The 16,517-nt window shown below is 72.5% G+C and carries 16 protein-coding genes; 6 read left to right on the top strand and 10 right to left on the bottom strand.

Annotated features, from left to right (window positions below):
• The first annotated feature begins 139 nt into the window (after nt 1-139).
• The 6 genes from F4558_RS11130 to F4558_RS11105 are packed head-to-tail and all read left to right on the top strand — an operon-like array spanning nt 140 to nt 5,984.
• Complete coding sequence (locus F4558_RS11130) at nt 140-1,270, top strand: LacI family DNA-binding transcriptional regulator (RefSeq protein ID WP_312877311.1); 1,131 nt, start codon at nt 140-142, stop codon at nt 1,268-1,270.
• A gap of 19 nt (nt 1,271-1,289) precedes the next feature.
• Complete coding sequence (locus tag F4558_RS11125) at nt 1,290-2,636, top strand: ABC transporter substrate-binding protein (RefSeq protein ID WP_167943973.1); 1,347 nt, start codon at nt 1,290-1,292, stop codon at nt 2,634-2,636.
• A gap of 31 nt (nt 2,637-2,667) precedes the next feature.
• Entirely contained in the window at nt 2,668-3,651 is a 984-nt protein-coding gene (locus F4558_RS11120; RefSeq protein WP_167943972.1) for a carbohydrate ABC transporter permease, read from the top strand.
• On the top strand, nt 3,651-4,535 hold the full coding sequence (locus F4558_RS11115) for a carbohydrate ABC transporter permease (protein WP_053659824.1): 885 nt from the start codon (nt 3,651-3,653) through the stop codon (nt 4,533-4,535). Before F4558_RS11120 ends, F4558_RS11115 begins: the two co-directional genes overlap by 1 nt.
• A complete protein-coding gene (locus F4558_RS11110) occupies nt 4,519-5,136 on the top strand; it encodes a hypothetical protein (protein ID WP_167943971.1) in 618 nt (205 codons plus the stop codon). Before F4558_RS11115 ends, F4558_RS11110 begins: the two co-directional genes overlap by 17 nt.
• Nucleotides 5,133-5,984, top strand: a complete 852-nt coding sequence (locus tag F4558_RS11105) for a DUF6807 domain-containing protein (protein WP_312877310.1) — start codon at nt 5,133-5,135, stop codon at nt 5,982-5,984. Before F4558_RS11110 ends, F4558_RS11105 begins: the two co-directional genes overlap by 4 nt.
• Before the next feature lie 14 nt (nt 5,985-5,998).
• Here the strand turns inward: F4558_RS11105 and F4558_RS11100 are convergent, their stop codons facing one another.
• Genes F4558_RS11100 through F4558_RS11055 form a run of 10 tightly spaced genes read right to left on the bottom strand, consistent with a single transcriptional unit; the run spans nt 5,999 to nt 15,025 of the window.
• Entirely contained in the window at nt 5,999-6,751 is a 753-nt protein-coding gene (locus F4558_RS11100; protein ID WP_167943970.1) for a hypothetical protein, read from the bottom strand.
• 39 nt (nt 6,752-6,790) lie between these two features.
• A complete protein-coding gene (locus tag F4558_RS11095; RefSeq protein ID WP_053659830.1) occupies nt 6,791-7,249 on the bottom strand; it encodes a hypothetical protein in 459 nt (152 codons plus the stop codon).
• On the bottom strand, nt 7,246-8,178 hold the full coding sequence (locus F4558_RS11090; protein ID WP_167943969.1) for a carbohydrate-binding protein: 933 nt from the start codon (nt 8,176-8,178) through the stop codon (nt 7,246-7,248). Before F4558_RS11090 ends, F4558_RS11095 begins: the two co-directional genes overlap by 4 nt.
• Nucleotides 8,175-8,843, bottom strand: coding sequence for a phage tail protein (locus F4558_RS11085; RefSeq protein WP_167943968.1), 669 nt, complete (start codon nt 8,841-8,843; stop codon nt 8,175-8,177). The genes F4558_RS11090 and F4558_RS11085 overlap by 4 nt, the downstream gene beginning before the upstream one ends.
• The gene (locus tag F4558_RS11080; protein ID WP_167943967.1) at nt 8,824-11,526 is read right to left on the bottom strand and encodes a putative baseplate assembly protein; all 2,703 of its coding nucleotides are present in this window, start codon (nt 11,524-11,526) and stop codon (nt 8,824-8,826) included. Before F4558_RS11080 ends, F4558_RS11085 begins: the two co-directional genes overlap by 20 nt.
• Nucleotides 11,523-11,951: a GPW/gp25 family protein gene (locus F4558_RS11075; RefSeq protein ID WP_053659838.1), complete on the bottom strand. Its 429-nt coding sequence runs from the start codon at nt 11,949-11,951 to the stop codon at nt 11,523-11,525. The genes F4558_RS11080 and F4558_RS11075 overlap by 4 nt, the downstream gene beginning before the upstream one ends.
• Nucleotides 11,948-12,286 (bottom strand): hypothetical protein, encoded by a 339-nt coding sequence (locus F4558_RS11070; protein WP_053659840.1) that lies wholly within the window; start codon nt 12,284-12,286, stop codon nt 11,948-11,950. The genes F4558_RS11075 and F4558_RS11070 overlap by 4 nt, the downstream gene beginning before the upstream one ends.
• A complete protein-coding gene (locus F4558_RS11065; RefSeq protein ID WP_167943966.1) occupies nt 12,286-13,881 on the bottom strand; it encodes a contractile injection system protein, VgrG/Pvc8 family in 1,596 nt (531 codons plus the stop codon). Before F4558_RS11065 ends, F4558_RS11070 begins: the two co-directional genes overlap by 1 nt.
• On the bottom strand, nt 13,878-14,777 hold the full coding sequence (locus F4558_RS11060; RefSeq protein ID WP_167943965.1) for a CIS tube protein: 900 nt from the start codon (nt 14,775-14,777) through the stop codon (nt 13,878-13,880). The genes F4558_RS11065 and F4558_RS11060 overlap by 4 nt, the downstream gene beginning before the upstream one ends.
• The gene (locus F4558_RS11055; RefSeq protein WP_167943964.1) at nt 14,777-15,025 is read right to left on the bottom strand and encodes a hypothetical protein; all 249 of its coding nucleotides are present in this window, start codon (nt 15,023-15,025) and stop codon (nt 14,777-14,779) included. The genes F4558_RS11060 and F4558_RS11055 overlap by 1 nt, the downstream gene beginning before the upstream one ends.
• Nucleotides 15,026-16,517 lie beyond the last annotated feature (1,492 nt).

Here is a 16,517-nt window from a genome sequence, read left to right as displayed (position 1 = left end):
GTGTTTGCGGGCTTGAATGTCACCCCGAGGGACGTTGGCGCAACAGAACCGCAATCATTGACCGTTGACACTGGAGCAACCGTTTGCATTAATGGGCGGCACCTGCGTGACCGCCGCCACATCGGACGAAGGGGCCGCCGTGCCAGTCACCATCCGGGACGTCGCCCGTGCCTCCGGCGTGCACATCTCCACCGTGTCCCGCACCTTCTCGGCACCGCACCTGGTCAACCCCGAGACCCGGGTCCGGGTGCTGGCCTGCGCGGAGGATCTGGGTTACCGGCCCAACCGGGCCGCCAGAGCCCTGATCACCGGGCGGACGCACAACATCGGCCTGATCATCGCCGACATCGCGAACCCGTTCTTCCCGCCGCTGATCAAGGCGGCGGAGAGCCAGGCCCGCCACCGCGACTACCACGTGTTCGTGGCCGACACCAATGAGGACCCGGCGGCCGAGGAGGAGTTGGTCCACGCCCTCGCCAAGCAGGTGGACGGGGTGCTGCTGTGCAGCCCGCGGATGAGCAACAGCCTCATCGAACAGCTCAGCCGCGAGGTGCCGCTGGTAGTGGTGAACCGTCAGGTGACAGGCCTGCCCTGCGTGCTCATGGACGTCGGGCAGGGCGCCCGCGCCGCGATCGAGCACCTGGTCGGCCTGGGCCACCGCAGCATCGCGCTGCTCGGCGGGCCGCGCAGCTCGTGGACCAACCGCGAGATGCGGCGGGCGGCAACAACGGCAGCCCGGGCCGTCGGCGCGGAGCTGACGGTGCTCGGCCCCAACGCTCCCACCGAGATCGGCGGTTCCGCCGTCGCCGAGCAGGTACGCCGCAGCGGCGTGTCGGCGGTGCTCGCCTACAACGACCTGATGGCGATCGGCCTCATCGAAGGGCTGGACGCACTCGGGGTCCGGGTACCGCAGGAGGTGAGCGTCGTCGGGGTCGACGACATCACCCTGAGCCGGCTCACCCGCCCCAAACTGACGACGGTGGCCACACCCACCGGGGCCGCCGGCCGGACGGCCGTCGACATGCTGCTGCAACAGGACATCGAGTCACCGCGCGGTGCGCGGGGATCCGGTGCCGGCACGGCGCTCGGCGTCCGTCGCACCACCGCACAGGTAATGCTCCAGACCGACCTGGTCATCCGCGACTCGACCGGCCCGGGCCCACACGCCCGACCGGCACGTCCCCTGGCCGCACCACGTGGCCCGGACCCGCAGCGCCCTGCGGGCACGGGCATCCCGACTGCGACCACCGGTGACGCCGTCGCCTCCTAATGCCGAGGAGTGAGCGCACATGCACCCCGCAATGCCCCCCACCACTGGCGCGCCCGCCGGGCGCGCTCGCCGTACCGCCGTACCGAGGCGGCGGCTGCTGCGCGGCCTGCTGGCCGTGACGGTCGCCGCACCGCTGATGTTCGGTGCCGCCGCCTGCGGAGACGACGAATCCGCGGCCGACCCGAACGCCCCGATCAAGCTCTCCATCTTCTGGTGGGGCGCCGACGCGCGGGCCAAGCTGACCGAGGACGCCCTGGCCCTCTACACCAAGAAGAACCCGAACGTGACGTTCGAGAAGACCTGGCAGGCCAACCAGGGCTACTTCGACAAGCTGGCCACGCTCACCGCCGGCGGCAACCCGCCGGACCTGTTCCAGATCGACGACAACTACCTGTCCGAGTACGCGGCCCGCAACACCACGCTTGACCTGACCCCGTACCAGGAGTCCGGCAAGCTGGACACCTCCAAGTTCCCCAAGAGCCTCTGGCAGTACGGCGTTGTCGACGGCAAGCTCGCCGGCCTGGCCGCAGGGGAGAACACGCAGGGTCTGGTCTACAACAAGACGCTGCTGATCAAGAACAACCTGCCCGAGCCCACCACAGGGATGACCTGGGAGCAGCACATCGCCTGGGCCGAGGAGGTGGCGAAGAAGACCGGCGTGCCCGGCACCCAGGACCCTAGCGCCGACTACAAGGCGTTCTGGGTCTGGCTGCGCCAGCAGGGCAAGGACCTCTACAAGGGCAAGGAACTGGGCTTCGGCGCCGAGGACGTGGCCAAGTGGTTCGAGCTGTGGAAGGGCGCCCGGGATCGCAAGGCCACCCCGACCGCTGACGTCATCCACGAGGGCAACTCCAGCGACATCAGCAAGCAGCTGGTGGTCACCGGAAAGTCGGCGACCTCCTGGGTCTGGGCCAACCAGATGCCCGACCTGAAGAAGAACACGAAGGACGAGCTGGGCGTGATCGCCTACCCGGGTGACCCGAGCGCCCAGTGGGCACGGGCCTCCATGTACTGGTCGGTGTTCAAGGGCAGCAAGCACAAGGACGTCGCGGTCGACGTGATCAACTTCCTGAACAACGACACCGAGGCCGTCAAGCTGCTCGGCACCGACCGGGGCCTGCCGTCCAACCTGGACCTGCGCCGGGTGGTCAGCGACGACACCACCGATCCGGCCATGAAGCAGTCAATCGCCGTCGAGGCGGAGCTGACCGAGAAGTTCGGCGAGTCCCCGCAGGTGCCGATCAAGGGCCACAGCAAGGTCAAGTCCGAGCTGATCAAGGCTGCCGAGAACGCCCAGTACGGCCGGGCCACCCCTGCCCAGGCCGCCGCCCAGTTCGTCGAGGCGTGCAAGGCCGCCATCGCCTGACCGCCCCACAAGGCGAGGAGAGGAGCCGTTCGTGGCGTTGACCACGGCGCCCGACCCGACCCGACGCGGCCCCGGAACCGACCGGGCCCACGCTGAGAAGCGTGGGCCCGGGCGTATCCGGCACAGCGAAGGTCTGGCGGGGTACGTCTTCCTGTCGCCGTGGCTCATCGGCCTGATGGGCATCACGGCGGTCCCCATGCTGCTGTCGCTCTACCTGAGCTTCACCAACTACGACATCCTCACCCCGTTCTCCGAGGCGCAGTGGGTGGGGCTTGCCAACTACGAGCGGATGTTCACCGCCGACCCGTCGTACTGGCACTCGGTGCGGGTCACACTGACGTTCGCGCTGATCGCCGTGCCGTTGAAGCTGGCCGCCGCGCTCGGTGTGGCGCTGCTGCTCAACCGCGCCTGGCGCGGGGTGGGGCTGTTCCGTGGCCTGTTCTACCTGCCGTCGTTGCTCGGCGGCAGCGTCGCGCTGGCCATCGTCTGGGTCAACATGTTCAACCGCGACGGCGCGTTCAACTCGCTGCTGAGCCTCTTCGGCATCGAGGGCAAGCCGTGGGTCAACGACCCGGACTGGGCCCTGCAGACGCTCATGGTGCTTGCCATCTGGCAGTTCGGCGCGCCGATGGTGATCTTCCTGGCCGGGCTCAAGCAGGTGCCCACCGAACTGTACGAGGCCGCGTCCGTCGACGGGGCGGGCCGGTTCAGCCAGTTCCGCAACATCACCCTGCCGATGCTGTCACCGGTGATCTTCTTCAACCTGGTGCTGGAGACCATCAACGGCTTCCAGGGCTTCACTGCCGCGTTCGTGCTCAGCAACGGCACCGGCGGCCCTGTCGACTCCACGCTGATGTACACGCTGAACCTCTACATCACCGGCTTCACCGACCTCGAAATGGGCTACGCCTCGGCGATGGCCTGGGTGTTCCTGCTCGCCATCGCGGTGATCACCGCGATCTTCTTCAGCACCGGACGGTTCTGGGTGCACTACTCCGACGGGGAGGACCGGTGATGGTGGCGGTGACCCCGACCGCAGCGGCGCCGAACGCGCGCCGACGGCCCGGCGGCCGGCCCGTACTGCGACTGCTGATCCTGGTGGCGATCGTCGCCGTGGTGCTCTACCCGCTCATCTGGATGGTGGGCACTTCGGTGAAGTCCCAGGAGGAGATCGTCAACAACATCGGGCTCCTGCCCGAGCGGTTCACCCCGGGCAACTACACCGACGGGTGGTCCAACTTCGACGTCAGCTTCGGCCGGTTCTTCCTCAACAGCGCGATGGTCAGCCTGCTCACCGTCGTGGGCAACGGGCTCTCCTGCCTGCTGGCCGCGTACGCCTTCGCCCGGCTGCGGTTCCGGCTGCGCGGCATGTGGTTCGCCGTCATGATCGGCACGCTGCTGCTGCCCGGGCACGTGCTGATCGTGCCGCAGTACATCCTGTTCCGGACGCTGGGGCTGGTCGGCGGCGAGTGGCCGTACCTGCCGCTGCTCATCCCGCAGTTCCTGGCCACCGAGGCGTTCTTCGTGTTCCTGATGGTGCAGTTCATGCGGGGCGTCCCGCGCGAACTGGACGAGGCGGCCCGGATCGACGGCGCCGGCCCGTACGGCATCTTCCGGTACGTCATCCTGCCGCTGAGCCGTCCCGCGCTGGTCACCACGGCGATCTTCTCGTTCATCTGGACCTGGAACGACTTCTTCCGGCAGCTCGTCTTCCTGTCCCAACTGGAGGACTACACGGTGCCTGTCGCGCTGACCCTGTTCATCGACTCGACAAGCCAGAGCGCGGTCGGTCCGATGTTCGCCATGTCGGTGCTGTCGCTGCTGCCGGTCTTCCTGTTCTTCGTGGCGTTCCAGCGGATGCTCGTCGAGGGGATCAACACCAGTGGCATCAAGGGCTGAACCGGAGGGTGGCCGCCGCGACTGGCGTGACGTCGCCCGCGACGCCGCCGACCTGGCGCTGCTCGGCATCCTGCTGACGCTCGCGGCGGCACCTGTCGTGACCGCCGCCGCGGCGGCCGGCACGGCAAGCGCCGCAGTGCACGACTGGACGCGTACCGGTAGCTGGCCGTCGGCACGGACCACAGTGCGCCGGTACGGCCGGTCGGTGCTGCCCGGAGTGCCGGTCAGCCTGCTGGCGCTCGCCGTGACCGGGCTGCTCGCCGTCAACCTGGCGGCGCTGGCCACCGGGCGGGTGCCCGGCGGGGTGGTGGCGCTGGCGGTGACCGCCCTGGTCGCCGCCGGCCTGGCCGGGTACGCGGGGCTTGTCGTCGTCGAGGTCGGCGGCTGCCGGCGGTGGCGGGCGGCGGCCCGCCGCGCCGCCCGCGCCTGCCTGGACGCGCCCACCCGCTGGGCGGCGGTGAGCGGGGTGACGGCGCTTGCCGGGCTGCTCGCCGTCCTGGTCACGCCGGTGGCGGTGCCGATCCTCGCCGGCTACACGGTGGCAGCCCTGCACGCCGTCGCCGGCCGCTGGCCGGCCCTCGCCCGAGCGGAGCTGCCGTGAGCACCGAGCCGGAGCCCGCACGGCTGCTTGTCGGCCCGACGGAGGTGGCCCGGTACGTGGTCGACCCGCCGCTGGACGCGCGACACGGGCCCCGCCCCTACCTGCACCCGGTACGCACCATCGCCGGCACTGTGGTCACCGGCGCGCTGCCCGCCGACCACGTGTGGCACCTCGGCGCGTCCCTCGCCGTGCAGGACGTCAACGGCGCCAACCTGTGGGGCGGGCGCACCTACGTCCGGGACGTCGGCTACACCTGGCGTGACGACCACGGGCGGATCGCGCACACCGGCTGGACCGAGCAGGCCGCCGACCGGCTGGCGCACGACGCGCAGTGGCGCGACGCCCACGGACGGGTGCTGCTCACCGAGCGCCGGCGGCTCGCCGCGTCGGCAGTCGCGCCGGACGTCTGGCGGCTCGACCTGACCTGCGCGCTCACCGCACCGCCCGGTCACGAGGTGCGCCTCGGCAGCCCGGCCACGAACGGGCGCCCCGGCGGGGCCGGCTACGGCGGGTTCTTCTGGCGGGCCGTCGCCGACGGTGAGCCGACGGTGTTCGCCGCCGACGCCACGGGGGAGGAGACGCTCAACGGCAGCGCGGTGCCCTGGTTGGCCATGGCGGGTGTCGGGGCGGGCGGTGCGGCGTACACACTTGTTTTCGCGGGCCTCGGGCCCGGCGACAGGTGGTTCGTGCGGACCGCCATGTACCCGGGTGTCTGCGTGGCGTTCGCGTTCGACAGGCCGGCAGTGGTGGCGGCCGGCGACACCCGGCACGGCCACTACCGGGTGTGGGTGGCCGACGGCACCCTCGACCGGGACCGGGCCGCCGCCCTGGTCGCGGCGGCCCCGTGAGCCCTACCCACCCGTCACCGGGTGGGTAGGGCGGCTGTCACCCGCACCGACTTGACGATGGCCGGGATCGAGCCGATCAACAGCACCAGACCCCACACGATGGCGATTATGGCGAAGACCAGCGCGCCCACGTCGTCCAGGATGCTCACCACGACCACCGGCACGAGCCGGTGCAGGAACTCCAGCACGACAGTGCAGAGCAGAGTGGTGAGCGCCAACAGCACCAGGCCCTTGTTCTGGAGAAAACGGGGCTGGGCCAGCAGCAGCATCGCCACCCACACCAGTTTCAGCACCAGCACCAACCCCAGCAGCAGGCTCGCCTCGCCCACAGGGAAGAACCCCCACAGCGCCAGGTACGCCAGCGTGCCGAACGGTACGGCCACGAACAACGACACCATGATGGTCAGCTCGACGAAAGCGATGATCAGCAACACCAGCGAGGCCAGGAGAAGCAGGATCGAGAAGATCAGGGTCGCCACGCCCTGGATCCGGCCCTGCGTCCGCTCGGGCAGCACAAGGCTCAGGCAGAACAGGCCTGTCGTCCAGAGCGCCACCGCGTCGATGAGCGCCAGATAGCTCGTCCCGCGCCCGGAGGGTTCGCTTATCGCACCGGCGTCCACCTCGACCCCGAGGTCCACCGCTCCGGCGCGCAGCGCGCCGGTGGCGTCCCCGCCGCCGGTGAGCAGCGACGACCCGACCTCGACAAGCACCACGAGGGTCACCGCGACCAACGCCAGCAGGAGGAAGGGCTTGCGTAGGTCACCCATGTCGGACCTCCTCGTGGCCGCTGTCGGCCGGTAGGTGGATCAGGTGGCGGCGATGGTGACAGTGCATGCCACACCTCCCGGACACCTGAGCAGCACGACTGCCGCATCGTCGACGGCGATCCGGGCGACAGCCTCGCCGTCGTCGCCCGGCTCGGCGTCGGCCCGGACGGTGAGGTCGGCGTCCCGGGGCGCCGGGGCGGTCACCGTGAAGGCCCGACCGCTGCGCAGCACCAGCGTCCTGAGCCCGCCCGGGTCGGCAACCCGCAGCTCGCAGCCACCGACGAAGCTGAGCACGTCGGCGGTGCGGTCGCAGCCGGCCCGTACTGTCGCCGGGTCGACGGTGCTGCTCCCGCCGGCCAGCCCACTCAGTCGCCCGACCACCCCGGACGGTTCGCCCGCGCGTCCCCGCTCGCCGCCGCCCACGCCGACGGCAAGCGCGAACGACGCCACAAGCAGCACCGCAAGCGTCACCAACAACAGCTTCTGCCGGCCGCTCATCGTTGCGCGACCGTCCCGCTGACCTCGGTGAAGCGGATCTGGTCGACACCGGCGAAGTAGCGGTTGACGCCCTGGGTCCGGCCCACCGCCACAAGCGTGAGCGTGTGCCGGCCCGCGCCGAGCCGGATCGTGCCCACGTCGGTGAAGTCCTGCAGGACCACCTTCGGCGTGAAGCCGAAGAACGTGCCGCCGAGCTGCGTGCCGTCGACCTGCCAGATGGTGTTGGCGTAGTCGAACGAGGTGGTGCGGGCGGCGGAGAAGAGCCAGACCGCGTCGGCCGGCAGGTCGACGGTGAGGCTGACCCGGTCGCCCGGCGCCAGGCCCTGGAAGAACAACTGCTTGTCGTCCGACCAGGTCACCGCGCAGCAGTTCGGCTGCGACACCACAGTCGCGCCGGTTCCGGCCGGTGACTCCACCTGCGCGCCGTCGACAAGGCTCTCCGCCTCCACCGTCACCACCCGTGGCGCACCGGGCGTGGTGCCGTCCGGCCGGGTCAGCAGATAGCCGGCCACCCCGCCCACCACCAGCACCAGCACCACCGCCGCCGCGGCGATCCACGGCCACGGCGTCCGCTTCGGCGCGGCCACCGCCTGAACCTCGTACGTCACCCGGCCGCTGGAGCGGGAACTCTCCTCCGGCGCGGTGTTCGCCGAGTACGCGAAGCCGGTCATGTCGTAGCGGCGGGGCGCGGTGCCGACCGGAACGGCGAGCCGCACCAGGAACGAGACCGAGCCCGGCCCGGGCACCACCCGCTGCGGCTCTGTCACGTCGAACCAGGCACGCTGGCTGCCCTCGCCTGGCGCGACGTCGAAGACCACTGTGTCCGGCGCCTGGTGCGGATTCGAGACGGTGAAGGTCAGCTCGCCCCGGTTGCCGGCGTCCAGTGTGAACTGGGAAGCGGCGGCGGCGACGGTCCATTCGGTGGTCATGACGGCTCCTCTGCGGAAGATGGGTGCGAGACGGGGTGGTGCGGCACCGCCGCCCGGCCGATCGCCGGGCCCGGCGTCGGGGTCGCCGCGTCAAAGTCGCCGTCCGGGGCCGGCGCCGGGATCGCCGCGTCGGAGTCGCCCTCCGGGGTGGGCGAGGGCGGGCCGTCCAGGGCGACCTCGGCGGTCACCGCGACGGGCTTCTCCGCCTCGACGATGCGGGTGACGAGGGCGAGCTGACCGCCGGCGGTCGCCGGTACCCGCACCACGATGTGAAAGGGCTGCTCCGCCGGTTCGTCGATGACGAAACCCGGCACGCCGGTGGCCAGCTCAAGGGCCCTGCGCATCCCGTACGGGGTGCCACGCCACCGGGCCAGCAGCGCGGCGTTGGCCACCAGGTCACGAAGCCGGCCCAGCGGCAACGGCAGCGGGGCGTCCGGCCGAGGTGCGGCCACCACGTGGTCCATCGCCACCCAGCGGGTCAGCCGCACGACAAGCCCGTCCGGCGCCCGGTACGGATCGAACAGGGCGTCCACCTCGGCGAGGATGGCCTCGTCCGGGGCGTGCAGCCCCTCCATCACCTCCAGCAGCGCCCAGAGCACGCTGCCCGGCACGCACGCCCGCTGGTAGGCGGCGGGCAGCAGCCGCTCAATCGCCGAGCGTCGCATCCTGGCGCACCACCTCGATGTCGTGCTCGCCGGAGCAGAGCAGCCACGTGTCCGGGACGGTCACCACGTCGGCGGTGGCCTGGTTGGCGCTGGCGGTCCAGTCGATCGCGTCGGCGCTGCGGTACACCCCGCGTTCGCCGCCGGCCAGGACCAGCCGCTCGGCCGCCGCGGCGCCACCGGTGGGGCTGGTCGCGGGACCGCTCACCGCGATGGCGTCGACAGGTACGAACCGGTTCCTGTCGCGCAGCGGCAACCCGCAGTTGACCATCACCGGTTGCCACTGCGGCTGCGCGGCGAGGGTGTCCAGGCGTAGCACGCCACCGCTCTGCGTGGCCGCAAGCGCCAGCGGGCCGGCGAACGCGAGATCCCGGCAGGTGCCGCCGATCCACCCGGCCTGCATCGTCTGCCACTGCACGTCCGACTCGAACAGTCGCGTGCGGTGGCAGCCCTGGCCGGGCTTCTTCGGATCCGGCTCACCCGCGCCGCTCCACAACAGCGTCGCGGGGCCGTCGTACTGCACCGACAACACCCGGTTGTCCACATTCGACAGACCGACGTGCGCGAAGCTCCCCGGCCGGCCGCCGGCAGTCGACAGGTACACCCCGAAGCCGGCCTGCGCCGCCACCGCCACACCTGGCGCACCCCGCTCGGAGACGAACGCCCGCACCGCGTAGAAGCCTCGATCGGCGTCGGACGGGTCGACGAGGATCTGCAACGGCACCGCGCCGGGCAGCAACGACACCTCGTACAGGCCGGTGTCGGTGGCCACCAGCAGCGCACCCGCGCCGTCGCGGTCCAGCCATGCCACGTCGGAGATGCGCGAGTCCAGGTCGGTCAGCAGCGACCAGGTCTCACCCAGGTCGGTGCTCAGGTGCACCCGGGAGCCACCGGACGCACGCAGCGTCACCACTGCCACCGAACCGGGACGCGGCACGATGCCGGGCCGCACCGGAGCGGGCGCGGGCGCCACCCGCAGCACCGTCTCGTCGTCGAACCGGCCGGTCGGCTCCCAGCCCGCCCCGGCATTCGTGGACCGGAACAGCACCGGACCGCGCCCGGCGTACCAGGTGCGGGGCTGGTACTTGTCGACGGCGAGAGCGCGTACCTCCGCGTCGGGCGCCTCGTCGACAACGAACCGCACCGACTCGACGTAGCGCACGCCCGGCTCGGCGTGCTCCAGCAGCCGGTAAACGTTCGACGCCCGCAGCGGCTCGCCGAACGGCCAGCCCGTCGGGTTGAGCGCGGTGGGCAGCGGGCTCAACGTCTGGTGCAGCCGGTCGTGGATGCGCCGCCGGACCGCGTCCACGTCCTCCTCGCGCCGCACCACCACGCGCGCCCGTACCGACACCGCCTTGAACCGGGCCCACGTCGCCCGGGACCGGACTCCCATCATGCGGCGCTGCTCCAGGTCGGCCTCCACGCGATGCCGCGCCTCGGGCACCTCGTGCTCGCGCAGCACCGCCACCGACAGCCGGTCACCCGGGCGGGCCGCCGGCGGGACGTACGGCACCAGCACCACCTCCACCTCGCCCGGCCGGGCGAAGCTGTACACAGCGGCGCGGGTGAACGCCCGCGCCCGCGCCACAGCGCCCGAGGCCGTGGCCAGCACCTCGAAGTCGCGGGCGGTGACCGCGCGCTGCTGGGCGAAGAACTCGTACGGGCCGCGCAGCAGCACCGACTCCAGCGCCTCCACCTCCCGCCCGCCGGCGGCCGGCGTGGGGTTGTCCACGCGTACCCCGGGCAGGGGATCGCGCAGGCTGGTGAGCGTGCCCGCCGCCACGTTGCCGGTCGGCCCGCCGCCGGCCCGGTACCAGAGCCGGACCTGCCGCCCGGCCGGCGGCACCGCCGCCACCGTCCCTGAGGGCACGCCGGTCCGGGCCGGGTCCGCGGGCGCGTCGGCGGGCGTCGCGTCGGCGGGCGTCGCGTCAGCGGGCGTCGCGTCGGCCCGGGTCGCGTCGGCGGGCGGACGCAGGTCGAGGGCCGGGGCGAAGGTGATCGTGCCCGAACAGCGGTCCACGAGGTACGCCTTGGCCTGCCTGCCGAGCCCTGCGAAGCTTTCCACCGGCTGCCAGATCTCGAACGTGCGGCCGTCGTGCTCGCGGGCCGCCGCCCCCAACTCCACCGAGCCGGCGGGCACCTCCACACCGAGCAGCAGGTCCAGCGCCTCGGCGGTGTGCGCCAGCGGAGCCCGGGACGCCCGCAACACCTGGCCCGGCTGGCCGGTGCCGACACCAAGCATCTCCGCCTCCACCGGCTCGCAGTGGTGCATCCGGACCGTCACCGACGCCTCGCCGGCCGCCAGCAGCGCCGGCTCGGTGGTGACGAACACGACAGGCCTGGGGTCCGCGCCGCGCGCCGCCGCGACCCGCAGACCCGCCGGGATCCGTACCGCGCCCCGATCGGTGCCGCTGCGTGTGAAACGGACGTCCGCCCAGGCCGCCGTCGGCGCGTGCCGGGTCACCCCGAGCAGGTTCAGGAACGAGACGTACGCCTTCTCCGGCAACTGGTTCAGCCGGTAGATCATCACCTCGGTGAGGTGCGCGAACGCCTCCACGAGCGCCATGCCCGGGTCGTGCGCCGACAGGTCGGTCCAGGCCGGGCAGGACTGGCGGATCCGCTCGCGGGCCTCGGTGACCAGGTCGAGAAACCCCCGGTCGTCCAGGTGCGGCACGGGCAGCGTCATGACGGTCCTCCCGGGTCGTCGGCGGCGAGCAGGTCCACGGAGAACACCAACTGCCCGGGCGTCAGGCTGGCCCGCACCCGGTAGTCCAGCCGGATCACCAACCGCCACGCGTCGTCCGGGTCCGGCCCGGCGTCCACGTCGATCACCTCGACCCGGGGCTCCCAACGGGCGATCGCCTGCCGGACGTAGTGGATGGCCAGCCCGGCCGTCGTGTCGTCGTTCGGCGCGAAGATCAAACGATGCAGCCGTGACCCGTACCCGGGTCGCATCAGCCGCTCGCCCGGGGTCGTCGACAACAGCAGACACAACGCCTGGCGTACGCTCTCGTCGCCGTCGGTCATCGCCAGGCCACCTGCGGCGGTGAGCGCCAGCCCTCCGCCCCGCCCGGCGTCGAAGCCCGCGCCGACGAACCGGAACGCCCTCACCGGTCCGCCCCCAGGAACGCCTGGCGCGCATCGCGCACCGTGTGGTGGACAGCGCCCGGCGGCGTGCCGTTTGTGAACCCCTCCAGGTGCGACAGCACCACCCGGTGCCCGTCGACGCGTACCCAGTCGCTGTAGCCGACCCGGACGGTGAGCGTCTTCGTGCACGGCTTGATTGTCGGGCCGTAGTTCGGGCAGGCGACGATCTTGCGACCTTCCGGGTCGTCGTCCACCAGCACCGGTACTGCGGTGACGGTCACCCACTCCTGCGACGGCCGGTTCTCGACCCGGCCGTCGTGATCGCAGGTGATCAGCGAGTCGCGGTGGATCCAGCGCATCAGCCGCCTCCTTCGTGATGGGCGCGGGCCAGCGAGGCGGCCTGCCGCGCCGCAGTGGCCGGGTCCTCGGTCGACTCGGCGTGCAGGAAGTCCACGCTGCGGGCGCGGACCACAATGGCCCGCCCGGGCGCGGAGATGACCAGATCGGTCGCCGCGTGCAGGGTCGCCAGATCGGGGGTCAGCTCCAGGAAACTTCCGCCCTCGGTCGCCAGACGCAGGCTGCGCCGTACGTCGTCCACGACGATCGACTGCCCACCCGCCGTCCGCAGCGACCAGCGGCGGGCCCGCCCGTCGTCGACACCCGCGTCGTACGGCTCGACCGCGCCGAAGAGCGAGCCCAGGACGATGCCCGAGGCCGGCTCGCCGCCAGGCAACACCACAAGCACCGTGTCGTCCGGGTCGGGCAACGCCACAAGCCCCTTGCCGCGCCCCGCACCGGGGCACAGAACGCCGAGCCATCCGGCGTCCAGATCCCCGTACGCCGGCAGGGTCAGCCGTACGCGGCCCAGCCCGTCCGGGTCGGCGACGTCGGTGACGGTGCCCAGCGTCACAGTGGTACCGGCACCCGCCGGACGGGCTGGTGCGGCCGGCGGCACCGTGGAGAACCGGGTCAGGTGCCCGTTGCCGTCGACCGTGTGCACCACCTCGGTCAGCACGTACGCGCCGGCGACCGGGTCGGGCACACCGGACAGCGTGATCCGTCGGCCCGGCCGCAACGCCGGATCGCCCTCGGCCACCCCCTCGGCGGTGACCAGCGCGGCGGCGCGCGTGTCCAGGCGGGCCTGGGCCAGCGCCGCCAACTCGTCGTCGCTGCGGCCAGGCTGGTCCACCGCGGTACGTACCCCGTCGGCGCCCACGTCGGCCGGGTCCGGACGGTCGCCTGCCGGTCGGCCGCAGCGCGCCTCGTCGACCCGCTGGCTGATCGGCTCGGCCCGCTGCGGATGCCAGCCCAACGCCGCGCTGGCACCGCTGGCCTGGTCGGAGTTCGTGGCCAACCGCAGCGTGTGCACGTCCACGCCGAGAGCCAACGCGACAGGCTCGCCGTAGCCGGCCAGCGAGACCAGACGTACCCCGTCGCCGTCGGCGGCCAGGTGCAGCCCCGCCCGGCCGGTCACCTCACGCAGCAGTTCCAGGTCGCTGTGCCGGTGCTGCACCAGCCGCTCCAGCCGTGGCCCGTCGCACTCGACGGTCACCGTCAGCCCCACCTCGCCACACAGTTCACCGGCCAGTTCGGCGGCGGTCACCGACGTGAAGACCCGAAGCCCCTGTCGCTTTCGCAGCCGGTGCAACGCGTCGTACGCCCGCAGGCGCAGCACCGCCGCGCCATCAGCGGCGTACTCCACCTCCACACAGGTGACCTCCCCGGCGAACAGCGCGTCGGCATGGTCGGCGAGACGCACGCTGAGCGACGTGCCCGGCCGTACCGGGGGATCGAAGGCGCCGCTGCCGGCACCGGTGGCGAGCACCAGTTCGGCCTGGGTGGGCTGGTCGAGCCGCGCCGCCACCCGCAGCGAACGGACCCGCTGGCGGGCCGGTGCGCTCAGCTCCACGCCGTCGAGCAGCACGGTGAGCGCCCGGGGCGCGATGCTCGTCACGGCGTACCCCCCGGGTTGGTGGTGGGAGACCAGGTGGCGGCGCTGGTGGCGAGCGACGTGCCCACGAACGACGCGCCGGAGCCCACCGCACCGGCCACGGCGCGGGCGATCCCGGCCAGCGCCGCCCCGCCGGCGTCGGTGCTCGTGCTGCCGCCGCCCGTGGTGCCGCTGCCTCCGATGCCGCCGGTCGGCGGCGGGACGGCAAGCGTGGTGCCCGCAGGCACCGCCAGGGGGTCGGTGATCCGGTTGTGCTCGGCCAGCAACCGCCAGCGCAGCGGCGACCCGAGCGCGTCGTTGGCCAGCAGATCGAAGCGCACCCCGGTGCTGCCCGCCTCGGCCGCCCCGTCACCGGCGGCGACCACAGCGCTGCCGGGTGCGGCGGTCGGGGTGCTCGCCGCGGCCAGTTCCTCGGCGAATCCGGCCTCCGCCTGGTCGGCCGTCTCGGCGGCCCGAACCAGCTTCAGCCGCAGCCAGGAACGCCGCGGCGAGCCGGTACCGGTGAACGCGTCGAACCGCTCGGCCACCGCGATGATCACGCCGGGCACGTTCCAGGTCTTGCCCCAGACCAGCCGGACGAGCGGAGGCCGCAGCCACCCGTGCTCGGCGCTGGAGTTCTCCGCAAGCATCCACAGCGGACGGGTGAGCACCCGTACGTCGGGCGGACGGACCTGCGCCTGCACGAAGTCGACGTCGAAGAGCAGGTCGAGCACCAGCTCGGTCCGACCGCCGCCGGTGAAGACCAGCGGGTCGTCGGCAAGCCCGGCCCCGGTGAGCTGACCGCCGGCCGCGCCCCGATGGCGTACGCCGGCGAGCCGTGTCACCTGCACGGTCTCCGGGTTGAGCAGGCAGTCCACCCGCTCCCCGGAGGAGTCGATGAGGAAGGCGACGCGCTCCATCAGTCGCTCGCCTGTTCCCGGTCCAGCCGGTCCACCCGGGTGGCGTCCAGCGCCTCGCCAGGCACCGCCCACAGCGATCGGTCATCCGGCAGCGTCGGCCACGGGTCGGAGGTCCTGGACGCCCATCCGTCGTCGCGATGCCCGTGCCCCGGTCCAGCGGCCCGACCAGTTGTCGCGGCCGGCTGTCCGGGCCACGCCATCTCGTCCGGAAGCGCCGGCCAGGGCCCGCTGCCGGTGGAGCGAGCCACCTCAATCGGTCGACCGCCAGCCGCGCCTCCGGCATCCGCTGCGGCAACGCCGCCACCCGAGCGGTCACCTGCCACGAACCGAGTCCGCGAGGCCGCGTCCCCGCCGGCCACGACCCCCGTCGCCCCCGCCCTCGTCGCCCCGGCCCCCGTCGCCAACGCGGTGCCCGTCGTCAACATGGCTTCCGCTCGCGGGTCGGCGCTTGTCGCCCCGGAGCCCTCGGTGACCCTCGCACCTGTCGACCGCGCGCCCTCCGTCAACGCGGCAGGCGCGGAACCGCCCCGCCCGTCGGACCAGGCGGCATTGCTCAAGCCCTGTTGAGACGAGCGGCCGACCACGACCGAGCTGTTGGAGTTCCTCCAAACGCTGGGACTGCCCGGCGCGAACCGGCCACTCTCGACGCCGCGTTGGTCAGCCCGGGCTCCGCGCCGGTCGCCGCCGGTTGCGAGTTGGTCGTCCGCAACGCTCCGCTGGTCGCCCCCATGCCCTCGCGGGTCATCGTGGAAAGCGCGCGGATCGCCTGCGAGCCCATCACCGGTGGCTCCGAACGCGTTACCTCCCACACGCTGCCCTCGACCACCCGACCCGGACCGCCCTCCACCCCGCGCAGCAGTCGCAAACCAGCCCCAGACGCCCTGGTGCCGGCCGCCCACCCGCGTCGTAACGGATCTTGGAAGGAAACTGCCCCTGGAAGGGCCGAAATCTTCCAAGATCTCTGCTGGCGGCCACGAGCCGCGCCCGGGACGGGTGCTGGTCGTGAGGTGGGGGACCGCAGGGCGGATCAGCGGCCGGGCTCCCTCGACGGATCTTCCGGCTCGGGTGTCAGGACGATGCGCTCCTGTCGCGCTGCCACGCCCGGATGACCTGCCCGCGCCACGGTGCCCTCGATCCGGCTCTCCGCCGCTCTCGCGGTTACCTGGCCCCGCGAACCTGTCAGCTCCACCACCAACAACCCAGCCGGTAGCACCGAACGAGCCGCTCGCACCGACTGAACCGCCTGCACCGAGCGAGCCGGCCGTACCGAGCAAGCCGGCTGTACCGAGCGAGCCGGCCGTACCGCGCGAGCCGCTGGCCGCACCCACCGAGCCGGCGGCGCCCGCCTGCGGCCCGTCGGCCGCCGCCGCACCATGGACCGTCGCGCTGCCAGTGAACGCCCGCCCCGGACCCGTGCCGTCGCCGGCCCATTCGACCGGATCGGGGACGTCCCGAGCGTCGTCGTGTCGGTCTGTCGGGGCCCTGTCGAGATCCAGCTCGCGCAGCAGCCCGGGGGCGTGGGCGGCGACGAGGTCCAGCCAGTGCCGAGGCGGCTCCCCGAACCGACGCGGCGCCGCGTCGCCGACCGGCGCCCGTCGATCGACCGGCCGGTCCTCCGACAGCCATTGCTCCACAGGCCCGTGCTCCGACAGCCGCTGCTCCAAAGACCTGTGCTCCGACAGCCGCTGCTGCGACCGCTGGTCCGAACGGTGGCCCGGCCGCGGGTCCACCGGCCCTTCG

This window comes from Micromonospora profundi (assembly GCF_011927785.1).
Lineage (GTDB): Bacteria > Actinomycetota > Actinomycetes > Mycobacteriales > Micromonosporaceae > Micromonospora > Micromonospora profundi.
This window is presented reverse-complemented; position numbering and strand designations above follow the sequence as displayed.

Coding starts and splice junctions, on each gene's coding strand:
- F4558_RS11125 (WP_167943973.1), top strand. CDS start 1,290: ATGCACCCCGCAATGCCCCCCACCACTGGCGCGCCCGCCGGGCGCGCT.
- F4558_RS11115 (WP_053659824.1), top strand. CDS start 3,651: ATGGTGGCGGTGACCCCGACCGCAGCGGCGCCGAACGCGCGCCGACGG.
- F4558_RS11100 (WP_167943970.1), bottom strand. CDS start 6,751: ATGGGTGACCTACGCAAGCCCTTCCTCCTGCTGGCGTTGGTCGCGGTG.
- F4558_RS11095 (WP_053659830.1), bottom strand. CDS start 7,249: ATGAGCGGCCGGCAGAAGCTGTTGTTGGTGACGCTTGCGGTGCTGCTT.
- F4558_RS11090 (WP_167943969.1), bottom strand. CDS start 8,178: ATGACCACCGAATGGACCGTCGCCGCCGCCGCTTCCCAGTTCACACTG.
- F4558_RS11085 (WP_167943968.1), bottom strand. CDS start 8,843: ATGCGACGCTCGGCGATTGAGCGGCTGCTGCCCGCCGCCTACCAGCGG.
- F4558_RS11080 (WP_167943967.1), bottom strand. CDS start 11,526: ATGACGCTGCCCGTGCCGCACCTGGACGACCGGGGGTTTCTCGACCTG.
- F4558_RS11070 (WP_053659840.1), bottom strand. CDS start 12,286: ATGCGCTGGATCCACCGCGACTCGCTGATCACCTGCGATCACGACGGC.
- F4558_RS11060 (WP_167943965.1), bottom strand. CDS start 14,777: ATGGAGCGCGTCGCCTTCCTCATCGACTCCTCCGGGGAGCGGGTGGAC.